The 15,171-nt window shown below is 67.8% G+C and carries 13 protein-coding genes; 4 read left to right on the forward strand and 9 right to left on the reverse strand.

The features are described from left to right. Positions 1-25: 25 nt before the first annotated feature. From OG804_RS18010 to OG804_RS18050, 9 genes are all read right to left on the reverse strand, one after another. Complete coding sequence (locus OG804_RS18010) at positions 26-1,423, reverse strand: sigma 54-interacting transcriptional regulator (RefSeq protein WP_328387979.1); 1,398 nt, start codon at positions 1,421-1,423, stop codon at positions 26-28. A gap of 102 nt (positions 1,424-1,525) precedes the next feature. After that, positions 1,526-2,164: a maleylpyruvate isomerase family mycothiol-dependent enzyme gene (locus tag OG804_RS18015; RefSeq protein ID WP_328387981.1), complete on the reverse strand. Its 639-nt coding sequence runs from the start codon at positions 2,162-2,164 to the stop codon at positions 1,526-1,528. Between the two features lie 91 nt (positions 2,165-2,255). After that, positions 2,256-3,302: an NAD(P)H-dependent flavin oxidoreductase gene (locus OG804_RS18020; RefSeq protein ID WP_328387983.1), complete on the reverse strand. Its 1,047-nt coding sequence runs from the start codon at positions 3,300-3,302 to the stop codon at positions 2,256-2,258. A gap of 112 nt (positions 3,303-3,414) precedes the next feature. Then, positions 3,415-5,313 (reverse strand): alkyl/aryl-sulfatase, encoded by a 1,899-nt coding sequence (locus OG804_RS18025; protein ID WP_328387985.1) that lies wholly within the window; start codon positions 5,311-5,313, stop codon positions 3,415-3,417. A gap of 119 nt (positions 5,314-5,432) precedes the next feature. Continuing rightward, positions 5,433-6,239, reverse strand: coding sequence for an NmrA family NAD(P)-binding protein (locus OG804_RS18030; protein WP_328387987.1), 807 nt, complete (start codon positions 6,237-6,239; stop codon positions 5,433-5,435). Positions 6,240-6,501: 262 nt separating this feature from the next. Continuing rightward, the gene (locus OG804_RS18035; RefSeq protein WP_328387989.1) at positions 6,502-6,927 is read right to left on the reverse strand and encodes a PPOX class F420-dependent oxidoreductase; all 426 of its coding nucleotides are present in this window, start codon (positions 6,925-6,927) and stop codon (positions 6,502-6,504) included. Between the two features lie 87 nt (positions 6,928-7,014). Beyond that, a complete protein-coding gene (locus OG804_RS18040; protein WP_328387991.1) occupies positions 7,015-8,454 on the reverse strand; it encodes a DHA2 family efflux MFS transporter permease subunit in 1,440 nt (479 codons plus the stop codon). A gap of 71 nt (positions 8,455-8,525) precedes the next feature. Next, a complete protein-coding gene (locus tag OG804_RS18045) occupies positions 8,526-9,005 on the reverse strand; it encodes a MarR family winged helix-turn-helix transcriptional regulator (protein ID WP_328387993.1) in 480 nt (159 codons plus the stop codon). Between the two features lie 258 nt (positions 9,006-9,263). Beyond that, entirely contained in the window at positions 9,264-10,106 is an 843-nt protein-coding gene (locus tag OG804_RS18050) for an LLM class flavin-dependent oxidoreductase (RefSeq protein ID WP_442941562.1), read from the reverse strand. 172 nt (positions 10,107-10,278) lie between these two features. Between OG804_RS18050 and OG804_RS18055 the strand changes: the two genes are divergently transcribed. From OG804_RS18055 to OG804_RS18070, 4 genes are all read left to right on the forward strand, one after another. Further along, positions 10,279-10,866, forward strand: a complete 588-nt coding sequence (locus OG804_RS18055) for a TetR/AcrR family transcriptional regulator (protein WP_442941563.1) — start codon at positions 10,279-10,281, stop codon at positions 10,864-10,866. Positions 10,867-10,886: 20 nt separating this feature from the next. Further along, entirely contained in the window at positions 10,887-12,206 is a 1,320-nt protein-coding gene (locus OG804_RS18060; RefSeq protein ID WP_328387996.1) for an MFS transporter, read from the forward strand. 312 nt (positions 12,207-12,518) lie between these two features. Beyond that, complete coding sequence (locus OG804_RS18065; protein WP_328387997.1) at positions 12,519-13,430, forward strand: DUF6782 family putative metallopeptidase; 912 nt, start codon at positions 12,519-12,521, stop codon at positions 13,428-13,430. Positions 13,431-13,633: 203 nt separating this feature from the next. Continuing rightward, a complete protein-coding gene (locus OG804_RS18070; RefSeq protein WP_328387999.1) occupies positions 13,634-15,019 on the forward strand; it encodes a flavin monoamine oxidase family protein in 1,386 nt (461 codons plus the stop codon). Positions 15,020-15,171 lie beyond the last annotated feature (152 nt).

The raw sequence follows: 15,171 nt of genomic DNA on the forward strand, positions 1-15,171 counted from the left end.
ACCTCTTCGAAACTGTGTACGGCGGTCATCCGCCGTACACCGCGCTGCCCTCGTCATCGGAATCCTTGGCCACCTGACGTGCCAGGTACAGCGACTCGAGCGCGAACTCGACAGCGGCCGCGATCCGCTGCGGCGGATCACCCGCCGCTACGCCGAGCCGCAGGGCCACCTCGTGCAGTACCGGCAATTCCGGTAGCGCGGACAATACCTGCGTACCGGGGACCCGCTCACCGGTCGTCACCAAATGCCCCTCGTCCACGGCGTCGGCCAACGGCCGCAGATCCAGCCCGCCGAGGCGGTCACGCGCCGTTTCGGCGAAGGCGCGCCGCAGCATATGGGTGAGATGCTCCTGTTCGCGGCCTTCCTCACCGGATTCGAATTCCAGTTTCCCGCGCAGCACCGCCGGGACAGATTCCAGATCCACCGGCCGGGCGACCGCCGGATTCTCCCCGGTCAGCGCGGCCCGGCGCAGCGCCGCCGCGCCCACGGTCTCGGCTGCGGCCACCGCGAACCGCGCCGAGACACCGGAGCGCTGGTCGATGGCCGGGGACTCCCGCAGCCGCCGGACGAACCGTGCCAGCACCTCGATCAGCGGGTCCCCTACCTCGGCGACCAGTTCGGCTTCCTGACGCACCAGCGCCATCTCCGTCTCCACGGTCAGCGGATAGTGCGTTCGGATCTCGGCGCCGAAACGGTCCTTGAGCGGGGTGATGATCCGGCCTCGGTTGGTGTAGTCCTCGGGGTTGGCGGTCGCCACCAGCAGCACGTCGAGGGGTAGCCGCAGGGTGTATCCGCGCACCTGGATATCGCGCTCCTCCATGACGTTCAGCAGTGCGACCTGGATACGCTCGGCGAGATCGGGTAGTTCGTTCACGGCCACGATCCCGCGGTGCGCACGCGGAACCAGCCCGAAATGGATGGTTTCCGGATCGCCCAGGCTGCGCCCCTGCGCGACCTTCACAGGGTCGACGTCACCGATCAGGTCACCCACTGAGGTATCGGGTGTCGCGAGCTTCTCGGCGTAACGCTGCGACCGGTGCCGCCAGGCGACCGGCAGATCGTCACCGAGTTCGGCCGCCCGCCGTAAACCCTCCGGGCTGATCGGTTCCAGCGGGTGCTCGCCCAGTTCGACACCGTCGATCACCGGCGTCCATTCGTCGAGCAGTTCGATCACGGTCCGCAACAGCCTGGTCTTGCCCTGCCCCCGTTCGCCGAGCAGAACCACATCGTGACCGGCGAGCAGCGCGCGCTCCAATTGCGGCAGAACGGTCCGGTCGAAGCCGACGATCCCGGGCCACGGATCCTCGCCCGCACCCAGCCGGGCCAGCAGGTTCTCCCGGATCTCGGCCTTGACACTCCGCGGCGCATACCCGGCCGCCCGCAACGCGCCCGCGGTGGCGGGCAGGTCTGTTGGCACAGTCACCTCACCGACGCTACGACGATTTCGTCCATCGGTCGACAAATACGGTGCCGGACCCTCTCGGCCCGTCTCGACCGGCCGGGCCGAGAGGGCCTTCCGAGGGCCTCAGGACGGGCCGGATTCCAGCCGCTGCCGAAGCGTCTCGAGGCCGTCGCCGCGCAGCTCCACCGCAGCGATCCGCCGCGCGGACGCGATCAACAGCAGTGCGAGGAGCGGGCCCCGCACCTCCGGTCCCGAACCCAGCGTCAGCTCCGCGTCATCCGCGACCAGCGTGAGCCCGCGGAGAAGATCCCGGCCGCCGCCGAAACCGGCCGAGGTCGCGGCCTGTAGCCGCAGCGCGTCGGCCGTCGCCGCCACCGGGTACTCCCGCGATATTCCCAGCGGCCGCCGAATATCCTCCCCGTGCACGATCATCTCGATCAGCCTGCTGTCGCGCGGCGCGGGCGGCGACACCGTCCGATCCACCAGCCCACGCAGCCGGTCGAGCGTCGCGGCGGGTGTCGCGGCGCGCCCCCGTTCGACACCGTCGGCGGTGAACCGGTCGAAATCGAATCGCGCCCGGGCGAAATGCCAGAAGAAGCCCGGCACGGATGTTTCCGCGGTGGTCACGATATGCGCGAGGACATCGTGCACGGTCCATTCGGCGCACAGTGACGGTGTCGCCCACTGCTGTTCGGTGAGCGCCTCGAGGTCCGCGATGAGCGCCAGCCGCTCGGCCCGGACCGTCGGCCACACGTCTTCCACGTTTCCTCCAGATCGGTTCGGCCCGGGCACCGGGGAGGTGACAGGCGGGGAGACTACCGACCGCCACCGACACGATCACCGGCGCGACGGGTCAGCCCTGAGCCGCTCCGGACGCGCGCGCCTCGTCCCACAGCCGCTGCACGATGGAACCCGCCGAATCCTGCGCTGTCCGCCGGAACTCGGTGCCCGCCCACAGCGCCATATCGTCGGGGATCTGCTCGGCGGCGGCCGCCGCCCGGATCGGGCTGGTGAGGTGATGCAGCTGCGGATAGGCGGCCGGCGCCGTGTCCTCGTGGGCGGCGATGAACTCGTTGGCCAGCCCGCGTGCCGGCCGGCCGGAGAAGGCGCGGGTCACGACCGTCCGGGTGAACCGCGGATCGCCCAGCGCAGCCTTGTGGGCCGCTTTCGCCCCCGACTCCGTGCTCCGCAGGAACGCGGTGCCCAGCTGTACGGCCACCGCCCCGTGCGCGAGTGCCTCGACGATCCGCGTGCCATCGGAGATGCCGCCCGCCGCCACCACCGGCAGCGGAGACCAGGAGGTGATGTCGTCGAGCAGATCGATCAAGGGTGTCGTTCCCGGCTCGTCCTCGACCCGGAAGGTCGCCCGGTGCCCGCCGCCGTCCGGCCCCTGTACGCACAACGCGTCCACGCCGGCTGTCACCGCGCCGCGGGCCTCGTCCGCGGTGGTCACCGTCGCGACCACCGCGCAGCCCACGTCGCGCAGCCGTCGGACGGTATCCGCCGCCGGCAGGCCGAAGGTCAGGGAGACCACCGGCACCCGCTGCTCGACCAGCAGATCCACCTTCTCGTCGAACCAGTCGTCGTCGCGCTCCCGCACGGCGGGCAGCTCGATCCCGTAGCGGCGGGCGGGCGCCAGCAATTCGGTCCGGTACCGCTGCACCGCCTCGGTATCGTACGAATTCCGCTGCGGCACGAATATGTTCACACCGAATGGCGCGTCCGTACGCGCCCGCACGTCCCTGATCTGTTCCGCCACGGCTTCGGGCGACTTGTAGCCGGCAGCCAGGAAACCCATTCCCCCGGCCGCGGCGACAGCAACGACCAGATCCGGCGTCGAAGGCCCACCCGCCATCGGCGCGGCAATGATCGGAACGGCGAGATCCCCGAATTCGAACACGATCCACCTCCTCGGTCACGGCCGGTATCGCACCGAACGATACCCACCCCCGCGCGCGGCGCCCCGCGGTGCGGCTGCGCCCCTGCTGTGAACCCTTCTCCGACGGCCCGGGTCAGGGCGTGACGATCGGGAAGGCCGGATCGAACTCGTCGAGAAGCGCGTCCAGCTCGGCCAGCACCGCGCTGTCGCCGTCCAGTTCGACAGCCCCGCCGGCCGCGAGTTTCTCGGCTGTTCCCGGTTTCAGGAGCACGGCGGTGAGCGCCTTCTTCGGACCGCTGACAGTGAGTCGTGGATGCGGAGAACGCCCACGGCGCGCGTTGAGAACGCCGCGCCGGATCCACATCGTCCAATGCTCACCGGCGTCGGTGAAGTCGAGGTCCAGGGTGATATCGGCCGCGGCGGCCCGGTCGCCGACGATGTGGATCGCGACGAAGTCGAACAGGATCTCGATCGGCATGGCGAGGATCGAATCCTCGCTGGCGGTGACGTACGGCGGTGGCTGCACGCCGAGCCGGAGTTCCTTCGCCGCACTGAGGAAGATGCCGCGCCACTGCGGTCCCTCGGCCTGATAGCCCATCTGTTCGTAGGCATCGGCTTGGAGTTCGCGGGCCGCGGCGTTGTCCGGGTCGGCGAAGACCAGCGCGTGCAGGATCTGGGCCGCCCAGCGGTAGTCGCCGGCGTCGACCGCTCGCCGGCCCTCGTCGAGAATCGCGTCGGCTCCGGCGAATTCGACGAACCGGCGCGCGGAGTCGACCGGTGGATGCGGATGCAGGGAGACCGGGTCGCCGTCCCACATGCCCAGTTCTTTGGTGAACACCGCGCGCACATCGTGGTGCAGGGTGCCGTGGTAACCGCGGCTCGCCCAGTCGCGGCGCAACTCCTCCGGCAGTTCGATCACCTCGGCGGCCTCCAGCGGGGTGTACCCCTTGTTGGCCAGGCGCAGCGCTTGATCGTGGATGTACTTGTAGGTGTCGCGCTGGGATCCGAGGAACGCCGCCACCCGGTCCGTGCCCCAGACCGGCCAGGTGTGCGGCCCGTAGTGCACCTCGGCCTCGTCTCCCCAGCGCTCCAGCGTTTCGTCGAGAAAGCGGGCGAAGTTCCGGGCGTCACGGGTTCGCGCGCCCCGCAGGGTCTGGATATTGTGCAGCGAGTGGTTGGCGTTCTCCGCGCAGGTCAGCGCCTTGAGTTGGGGAATCCAGATATGCATCTCCTCGGGCGCCTCGGTATCGGGCGCGTAGAGGAACTCGAACTCCACGCCCGCGATCTCGCGTCTGGTCCCCGTTTCGGTGATGAGGTCGGTGGGGGAAATGTAGGAGATCTGTGGACCGGCGGTGCTGAGGATGCCGATACCGCAGGTGATATGCCCCTGCGCATTCAGGTCGAGCAACCCCCCGAACGCGTAGAAACTGCGTCTGGCCATGGCATTGCCCGCGATCACGTTCTCCCCGATGGCGTACTTGTCGAACTGATGCCCCGGCGCGATGATCGGCACCTTGCCGGCCGCGACATCGTCGACGTCGACGACGCCCTTCACCCCGCCGTAGTGGTCGATATGGGTGTGGGTGTAGATCACCGCGGCCACGGGTTTGTCACTGACGTGCTCGCGGATCAACGCCATCGCCTGCCGGGCCGATTCCACCCCGGCCATACAGTCGATGACGATCAGACCGTCGTCCCCCTCGACCACGGTCAGATTGGCGATATCGTTGCCGCGCACCTGGTAGACGCCGTCGGTGACCTGGTACAGACCGCCCAGCTTGATGACCTGGCTCTGCCGCCACAGACTCGGATTCACCGACTCCGGGGCGGGATCGTCCGCACCGATCCAGTCGAGAGCATGCGCGTCGAAGACCACCGAGCCCTCCGCGCCGACGACATTGCCGGGAAGTTCGGCGATCAGCCCGCGGCGGGCGTCGGCGAAATCCTGCCGGTTCGTCAGGTCGTAGCGTCCGGCCGCGTCGTGGTTGACCCGCGCGGTCTTCGCCGTGGCCGGTTTGGGTTCATAGCACATAGGAGCTCCGTTCCCGGGAGGACTGGATCGCCCTCGGCCCGCACAGGCTAGGCCCGGATACCCCCGGCACGATTCGCCCGAAAAGGGTGAATCGTGCCGGCGGGCCCAGCGTGCCGCGCTCAGAAACGAGCTTTGTGCTCGGTCACCCATTCCGCGAACGTCCGGGCGGGACGGCCCAGTATCCGGTCCACCGTGCCGTCGGGGATCCGGGCGGCCGCGGGCGGATCGGCATGCCAGCCGACAACATATTCGGCGTCGGCCGGGGATACGCCTTCCCGCAGGAGTCGCTCGACGGCCCGTTCGCGGCCGATCTGTTCGAAGGTGATATCCCGGCCGAGCGCCCCGGCGAGCAGCGCCACACGTTCGCCGGTGGTCAGCGGCTCCGGTCCGTTGAGGTTGTAGGCCCGGCCGGCGTGGCCGTCCTCGGTGAGCGCGATCGCGGCCACCGCGCCGAGATCGCCCTCGTGCACCACGGCGCTGGGGATGTCGAACGGCTCACGCACCACGGCCTCGGCTCGAATGGACTCGGCCCAGGTGAGCGCATTGGACATGAACTCCTGCGGTTCGAGTCGGGTCCAGGTGACACCCGATTCGGCCACCGCGGTCTCCGCGGGTCCGACATATCCGCCCCACAGGATGGTGATCCGCTCGACCCCGGCTGCCACGGCCCGCCGGACCAGCTCCGGTCCGGTGTCGGCCACGCCCGCGGTCGCGGTGATGTGCAACCCCGCGACCCCGTCCAGAGCGGCGTCGAGCGCACCCGGCTCGGTATGAGTGCCCGGCACCAATTCCGTACCGGCGGGCAGCAGACCCGCGGCCCGCTCGGGATCGCGGGTGAGCGCACGTACCGCCGCACCTCTGCGCAGCAGCTCTGCCACCACGTGCCGTCCAGTGTTTCCCGTAGCGCCCGTTACCAATATCGTCATGTCGAACTCCCTTCCGGCCGCGACGCTATGACCTGAACAAAACTTGAGGTCAAGCCGATACGATCGAACCGCCCGCGGCCCGAACCACCTGTTCGACTCGGCGAGGACGCACGCGCGACCTGATCGGGTCGCACGAGCGGTTCGTGCCCGCGCGGAGCGGCGGGCCGGAGTCATCGGCGTCGATCCCGATCCCGATGTGCCGACGGTCGCGCACCGGAAGGGCGGCGATCATTCGGTCACGGTATTCCACACCCGGCGGCGATCATTCGGCTGCGGGTTCCGGCGCCGGATCCGCGAGGGCGAATCCGGTGACCTTGCGGGGTGTCACGCGAACGATGACCCGGCGGATGTGGCCGGGTTCGGCGGGCGGGTCCTCGCCGAGATACTTGCGCGACAACGTCAGCGGCAGCGACTTTTCCGGGTCTTCGATCAATTCGGCCGTGCCCTGGATGTCCACGGACAGATACGGATTCGCTGTATCGAAGACAGTGAGACCGATCCGCGGATCGGTGGCGAGATTGCGGACTTTCCGGCGGCCCGCTGTCGAGGAGAACAGTATCGCGTCGCCGTCCCGCGCTATCCACACCACCGACGTATGCGGCGCTCCGTCCGGCCCGATCGTCGCCACCGTGGCGAAGTTCCGCTCGTCCAGCAGCTGCCGCGTGCGCGCGTCGAATACCACCGTCATGACATCTCCATTCGTTTTCAGGGTGTGTTCGGTGTCGGACGTCCATCCGGACCGAGCTTTCCGGGCAGATCCGGAATCGACGACCCGTCAGTGCGCGGGTAGGACCGTTCCGGCAGCTTCGACTTCCGAGACCGGTTCACGGGCGGCGGGGCGCAGCACAGCGGCCGTCACGAGCAGCGCGGTCGCCAACAGACCGGCGGCGACAGCGAAGGCCAGCCGGTAACCGCTGGTCAACGCTTCGGCGTCGGATGCCCCGGCGGCGAGCAGTGCGCCGGTCCGGGACGCGGCGAGTGTGGACAGGACCGCCACACCCAACGCCATCCCGATCTGCTGGGTGGTGTTGAACAGTCCGGAGGCCAGCCCCGCGTCGTCGGCCGCGGCACCGGACATGCCCAGCGCCGTCAGTGCGGGCATGACCAGACCGAACCCGGCGATCAGCACCATCACCGGAAGCAGATCGGTGACATAGGAGGCGTGCACCGGCAACCGCGTGAGCCAGAGCATCCCGGCCAGCCCGACCAGCAGACCGACCAGCAGCACCGTGCGCTCACCGAAACGGGCATTGAGCCGGGCGGATACGAACAACGACACTCCCCCGATCGCCACCGCCGCGGGCAGCATCGCCAGCCCGGTTTCCAGCGCCCCGTAGCCGAGCACGCGCTGCATGTAGAGCGCGACGAGGACCTGGAAGGCGAACATCGCCGACAGGGTCAGCATCTGCACCAGGTTGGCGCTGGAGACACTGCGTGAGCGAAAGATCCGCAACGGCAGCAGTGGTTCACCGACGGTGGCCTGACGGGCGACGAAAGCGGCCAGCAGGATCAGCGATACGGCCCCGAGTCCCAGGGTGCGGCCGGCCGTCCAGCCGTACTTCTCGACCTCGACCACCGTGTAGATGCCCAGCATCAGGCCGGCCGTGCCCAGCACGGCGCCGAGCACGTCGACGTTCGCGAGCCGGCCGGTCCCCCGATCCGCGGGCAGCGATCTGAGCGCCGCGAGGATCGTGACCAGCCCGATCGGCACGTTGATGAAGAAGATCCAATGCCAGCCGAGCCCGTCGGTGAGTATCCCGCCCAGCACTTGTCCGAGCGCGGCGCCCGCGGCGCCGGTGAATCCGAAGACTCCGATGGCGAAGGTGCGTTCGCGCCGCTCGGTGAACAGCGTGACCAGGATGCCGAGCGCGACCGCCGAGGCGAACGCGCTGCCCACTCCCTGTAGGAAGCGCGCGGCGATCAGTTGACCGGAAGTGGTGGCCACACCCGCGAACAGGGAAGCGGCCGTGAAGACACCGTTTCCGGCGAGGAAGATCCTCCGGCGGCCGACGAGATCACCGAGACGACCGCCCAGCAGCAACAATCCGCCGAAGGCGATCAGGTAGGCGTTCACGATCCAGCTCGATCCGGCCGGGGTGAAGCCCAGCTCGTGCTGAATCTCCGGCAGCGCCACTGTGACGATGCTGCCGTCGAGGATGGTCATCAGCGTCGCGGCCGACAGCACAGCCAACGCGAGACGTTTCGGATAGGTCATGGCACTCTCCTGCTCGAACCAACAGAAGAGACTGTAATAGATAGTTCCGTTATAGACAATCCATAAGAGAACTACTGCCGGGCGCGGCGCGCCGCGGGCGGCGCCTCCGCCGCCTCGGCCAGATGCCCCTCGGTCAAACGCCGCAGCGCCCGCAACATCGTTTCCCGCTCACCTTCGGGCAACGAATCGAGCGCACCGCGATGCACCTCGTCGACGATCTTCTGGCTGCGCGCGGCGAGTTCGCGACCCCGATCGGTGACCGCGATGATCCGGGCCCGGCGATCGACGGACGACGGACGCCGCTCGGCCAGACCGGCCTTCTCCAGGGCGTCGACGGTGACCACCATGGTGGTCTTGTCCATATCGCCGATCTCCGCGAGCTGAGCCTGGGTCCGCTCCCCCTCCAGAGCATGGACCAGCACGCAGTGCATGCGCGTGGTCAGCCCGACCTCCGCGAGCGCCGCCGCCATCCGCGTCCGCAACACATGACTGGTGCGGTCCAGCAGGAACGAGAGATCCGGTTCGGCACGTACGGTCGCCATCGCAGTCATGCCGCCATGATAGTTTCGTCGCAAACTATCCGCCACGGGCCTGCTGCTCGACAATTCCCCCGAACTCGCCCCGATCTGCGCCGTTTTCGCGGTGCCCACTCATCGACAACCTCCGCAAATGGCGGGTCCGGCCACTCCGGGAGAACGCCGAACCCGACCTGCGGTCGACCGCTCCGGCCCGCACCGCCGATCACTCGCAGGAAGCCCGCTCGACAACGACGTCGCACTGTCGCGGGCCCGGCTCGATCGAACCGGGCGTCAGAATGAGGGAGTGATGAGCTCGTCGGCGACCCACTGCGCGACACCGGCGGAGTAGGGCGGTTCCAGCCCTAGCACGATATGCCGGAATCCGGCGTCGGCTGCCTCTCCGATCGCATCCCGGGTCGAGCCGGGCCGGTCATAGGACACGGGCAGGTGGATCGAACGGGTGATCGATGCGGGGTCACGACCGATGTCGGCGCAGTAGCGGTCCAGCAGCGCACTGCGCGCCACGACGTCGTCGATATCGCCGCCCGGGATGTTCCACAGGTCCGCCTGCTCGGCGACCACGCGCAGCACGGCGTTCGAACGCCCGCCGATGACGATCGGCGGATGCGGCGACTGGACCGGTTTGGGGTTGCCGAACGCCCCGGCGAGCTGGATGTACTCGCCCTTGAAATCGAACGGTTCGTCCTCGGTCCACAACCGCCGGATCACGGTGCAGGCCTCGGCGAGGTTCTGCACCGAGTCGCCGAATCCCTCGTACGGCAGGCCGTGCGCGTCGTACTCACGCCGAGCCAGCGGATGACCGGGTCGCGACCCCGCGCCGATACCGAAGTCGAGCCGGCCGCCGGAGACGATATCGACGGTGGTGGCGATCTTGGCCAGCATCGCCGGCGGCCGGAAACGGTTGCTGGTCACGAGCAGCCCGAGACGCAGTCGCCGGGTTTGCGCGGCGAGGGCGGACAGCAGTGTCCAGCCTTCGTAGTTCGGCCCGTTCAGGTCGCCGACGATCGGCAGCAGGTGATCGAAGAGCCACGCGTGCTCGATCACCGGGATCGCGTCCGCTTCCTGCCAGATGCGCAGGATGTCCTGGTAGTCGACCTGCATGGGGGCGGTCATTATTCCGAAACTGGGCTGGATCGATTGCGACATGGGCTTCCCTCCACGGGTCCGGGTGACTCGACGCGGGGCCGTTTGTTCTGACATCCTGGACAAACGGAACGGCGTTCCGATAACCAATATACGGAACATTGTTCCGTTTGCCAACCGGAGTAACGGAGGTGGCCGCACAGTGGCCGATATCGACGACGTACCGCAGTCGACGGCCCCGCGGAAGCGGGCCGACGCCCGGCGCAACCAGAAAACCCTGCTCGACGCCGCGGCCGCGGCATTCGTCGCATCCGGCGTCGAGGTCCCCGTCCGCGATATCGCCGCCCGGGCCGGTGTCGGCGTCGGCACGATCTACCGGCACTTCCCCACCCGCGCCGACCTCATCGTCGCGGTCTATCGCCACCAGGTCGAAGCGTGTGCCGCAGCCGGACCCGTCCTGCTCGCCGACAGCCCGACCCCACATGCGGCCCTCGCCCGCTGGATCGATCTCTTCGTCGATTTCCTGGTCACCAAACACGGCCTCGCCGAGGCCATGCACTCCGACAACGCTGCTTTCGAATCCCTCCATACCTATTTTCTCGACCGCCTCGTACCCGTGTGCGCTCAACTGCTCGACGCCGCCGCGGCAGCGGGCGAGATCATCCCGGACATGGATCCGTACCAATTGATGCGCGGGGTGGGCAATCTCTGCATCGGCGCCGGGAGCAACACCCGATACGACGCACGCCGCATGGTAGGGCTCGTCATCGCGGGGCTGCGAGCCCACTAGGCGTCTGCCAGGATGTCGGCATGAGAACCGCGACCCGGTCCGGCATGCTCCCCGCCGGGACACTGGTTCTGCTGGCCGCGCTGTATTTCGCGCAGGGCCTGCCGTACGGGTTCTTCACCCAGGCGCTACCTGTGGTGCTCCGCGAATCCGGGTACTCGCTGATCGAGATCAGCGCCACCGGGATCCTGTTCGCGCCGTGGGCCCTGAAATTCCTCTGGGCGCCCTATGTGGACCAGTACGGCACCCGGCGGCAATGGTTGCTATCGCTGCAACTCGCCAGTTCGGCAGTGGGGTTCGGGCTGGCCTGCCTGGACCTCTCGTCGTCGCTGCGCTGGCTTTTCATCGGTATCGCCGTGGTCAACGCGGTGTCCGCGACGCAGGACATCGCGACCGACGGGCTCGCCGTCCAACTGCTCGGCCCCCGGGAACGAGGTCTGGGCAACGGGATCCAGGTCGGCGCCTACCGGATCGGCATGATCGTCGGCGGGGGTGCGCTGCTGTGGTTGTTCGCGCTCGCGGGCTGGCGGAGCCTGTTCGTCGCGATGGCGATTCTGCTGCTGCTGACGGCTGTCCCGGTGTGGTGGTTACCGCGCACTTCGCTTCGCGGTGCGCCGAAGACCTCGTCGCCGCGCCCGGCCGAGCTGATGACCGGGTGGTGGAAGCGGTTGCGGCGGCCGGGAATGCTCGCGTTCATCCTCCTCATCGGTGGCTTCAAGTTCGGGGATTCGATGGGATCGGCGATGGTCGGCCCGTTCATGTCCGACGCCGGACTCACGCTGGGACAGATAGCACTGGTGAAAGGCGTTCTGTCGTCGGCGGGCGCGCTCGTGGGCGCGGCGCTCGGTGGATGGCTGTGCTACCGGTACGGCCGGCGGCGCGCCCTGCTGATCGGCGGCGTCACCCAGACCGCGAGCCTGGCCCTCTACCTGCTGGCCGCGCTCGGGACCGGCGGGTTCACCATGATCGTCACCGCGAGTCTGGCCGAGCACATTCTGGGCGGCGCCGCGACGGTGGCGGTGTTCACGCTCATGATGGACGCCGCCGAGCCCGAGCACGCCGGCAGCGACTACACGCTGCTGGCCTGCTCGGTCGTGACGGTGCAGGGACTCGCGGGGTTCGCGGCGGGGACGGTCGGCGAACTCCTGGGCTACCCGGCCCTTTTCGGGTCGAGCCTGGTCCTGTCGGGAATCGGTTGTGCCGCACTGATCATCGCGGCAGATCGCGGTATCGGGCCGCGCGGCGTTCACGCGGTATGGAACAGCGCCCGGGTGGCATCCCGGCGGCGGCCCGAACCCGAAACCCGCGCGGCCCCGTCGACCGATGAATCCGCCCCCACCTGACCAGCCGAAATCCGCTCCCCGCGCCCCACCCGGCATTTCCCGACTCGAGGCGCCACGCATTCAGCGACCGGTCGCCCGAGGCGGATCGGTGCACAAATCACAAACGCCCGGAGAAAGAGTGTGCTCCCGGGCCGTTGGCACACCACCGGCCGCTCATTAGCGTTTTCGCCAGAGCGTGACGAAAGCGGTGGTGGTGCGCATGGCCGAGACGATCCGATATGCGTTTCCCGGGACCGCGCTCCGCGCCGGAGTCGACCGACTGCCGACCGCTGCGCGCCCGCTCTCGTGAGGGCATCGAAATCCGGTGCGGTCGTGGCGGTGCTACGCCGGGCGGGGGCGGAATCCTCCCGATTACTGCACAGCGCGGCTTCCCGCACGTCCACGAAGTACCAGGATTTCGCCCACGGCGTGCGGAGGACAGACGAACTGTCCCACGCCGATCGCCGCCACTCGCGTTTCACCCGATGGCACGTCTTCTACGGGGGCGCAATAGTGGTTGGCGCAGTGGGCGGGACGGCACTGTCCGACCATCTCCACGACGACCTGCCCGACCGACCACCACCGGTGACATCCGAACTCGACACCGCCGTGGAGCGTTACGCCGAGATGTCTCCCTTTCTACGCCAGCAGCTGGCGGATCTACGAGCCGACGGGTGGACGATCGGATACGGCGCCATAACCTCGCGGGGCACGACGCGGGCGGATTCCAAAACGATTGTGATCGCCGATTCGCTGAAGGAAGATCCGTTCGCGGCGACGTCCGTACTCGCGCACGAAGTGGGTCACGCGTATCCCGGCCGCGTCGACTTCGCCGATTCACAACCCCTCCCCGAAGATGACTACGACAGCTGGCTCGATCGGAATATGCGCCGGCGCCGGCTCTCCGAGGCCGACGCCGAATTGATCGCCGCTCGGGCGCGATGGGAGATCATGGTGAACGGGGGCCCCGATATCGGAGGCGTCGAAGACAATGCGGTGCGCCTCTACCTCGCGACCAGCGCAGACATGATGTCGCGAGAAGATGCTCGCGAGAAGATGCTCGAAAACCCGGACTGGTACAGCTTCGATCGCTACCGATCGAAATATGAAAATATCTGGGACACAGAATACGCCGATACGCACGGCCCGTCGGTAGAGCGACTGCCTCGCGCCGGATCAGCGACCACTCCGAAGATTTTCCCGCACGACCCGGCGGAATCCCTGCCGAGCACCACCGACCAGTAGGACAGACCTCTCGGAGGACAACCGGCCATATGTCGATATACGGCCATGTCGGAGGAAATTTCCGACTGCAATAGAATCGATGGACATCTCGACGCTCGAGCCTTGTTCCAGGCAATTCCGCACCCGGTGTGTCGTGGGTGCGCCAATAGTGCGCGCTGCCGCACAGCGGCCGCGCACAGAACTTCAACACGAGGACGGCGCTCATGAACGACGTCGACTATTGCGTAGTTGGTGGGGGATTTGCCGGATTGACAGCCGCCCTGCGGCTGAAACAAGCGGGTCGATCGGTGGCGCTGTTGGAAGCGCGCGACCGGCTGGGCGGCCGCACATTCACCGAGAACCGACCGGACGGGTCCTGGATCGATCGCGGCGGCGCCTGGATAGGACCGGGTCAGGATCGCATCCAGGCATTGATGGGCGAGTTCGGAGTGCCGAGTTACAAGCAGTACACCGACGGCGAGGCCATGATGTTCGTCGATGACAAGGAGTACCGCTACAAGGGCATGATCCCATGGACGATGAGCCCGTGGGCGGCGATGAACCTCGGCGCGGTACTCCTGGATCTGGGCCATCTGTGCAAGTCGATCCCGATCGAAGCCCCGTGGACCGCGGAGAACGCCGATAAATGGGACCGGATCACTCTCGCGCATTGGCTGAACAGTCATGTCGTCTCCAAATCCGCCCACGAACTTCTCGAGACCGCGATCGCCGGCGCCTACACCTCCGCCGCCTCGGAAGTGTCGATGCTCTTCGTGCTGTACCAAATGGCGTCCGGGGGCGGCCCCGGCTTCGTGCTGGGAATCGAGGACGGCGCCCAGGATTCTCGGCCGGTCGGCGGGATGGGCGCCGTATCCGGTCCGATGGCGGCCGAACTCGGCGATTCGATCCACCTGTCGCAACCCGTCCGCCGCATCCACCAGGACACCGACGGTGTCACCGTGCGCTCCGACGATTCGAGCGTGCGCGCCCGCCGGGCGATCGTCGCGGTGCCCCTGGCGATCGCTAGCCAGATTCTCTACGAGCCGATGCTCCCGGTCGACCGGTCGTTCCTACATCAGCGGATGCCGAGTGGCTCGATCATCAAGATCGCTGTCGTCTACGACGAGCCGTTCTGGCGGGCGGACGGATTGTCGGGCCAGTCGGCCGCACCCGGATCACCGGCCACCATCACCATCGACGCGTGCACGGACACCGGACGCCCCGGGGTCCTGTGCGTCATCACCGAGGGACCGATCGCGCGGCGAATCGGACAACTCGACCGAGACGCGCGGCGCGGCGCAATCCTCGACGCGCTCGTCGAACGATTCGGCGAACGCGCCCGATCCCCGATCGACTACGTCGAGCAGGACTGGACCACCGAACGCTATTCCGGCGGCGGGATGCTCAGTCACGCGCCCACCGGTGTACTGACCCAGTACGGTCCCGCCCTGCGCGCACCCTGCGGCCGGATCCATTGGGCCGGGACCGAGAGTTCCGCGATCATGTGCGGTTGGGTCGACGGCGCGGTTCGCTCGGGCGAACGGGCGGCGAACGAAGTGATGGCCTATGACACCGTGGCAGTCGCGGCAGGGCAGTCGACCGACAACTGACGGACCTCGGACCGCCGAAAGCACTACCCCGCACATGGCTTCCGGACAGGATCCGAACTGCCGATCGGGCCGCGCGGAAACCACGGCCTATCGATAAACCGGCCGAAGTGAGCAGATAATGGATTCGAGTCGGCTATCAACGGGTCACAACC

Source organism: Nocardia sp. NBC_00416 (assembly GCF_036032445.1).
Classification (GTDB): domain Bacteria; phylum Actinomycetota; class Actinomycetes; order Mycobacteriales; family Mycobacteriaceae; genus Nocardia.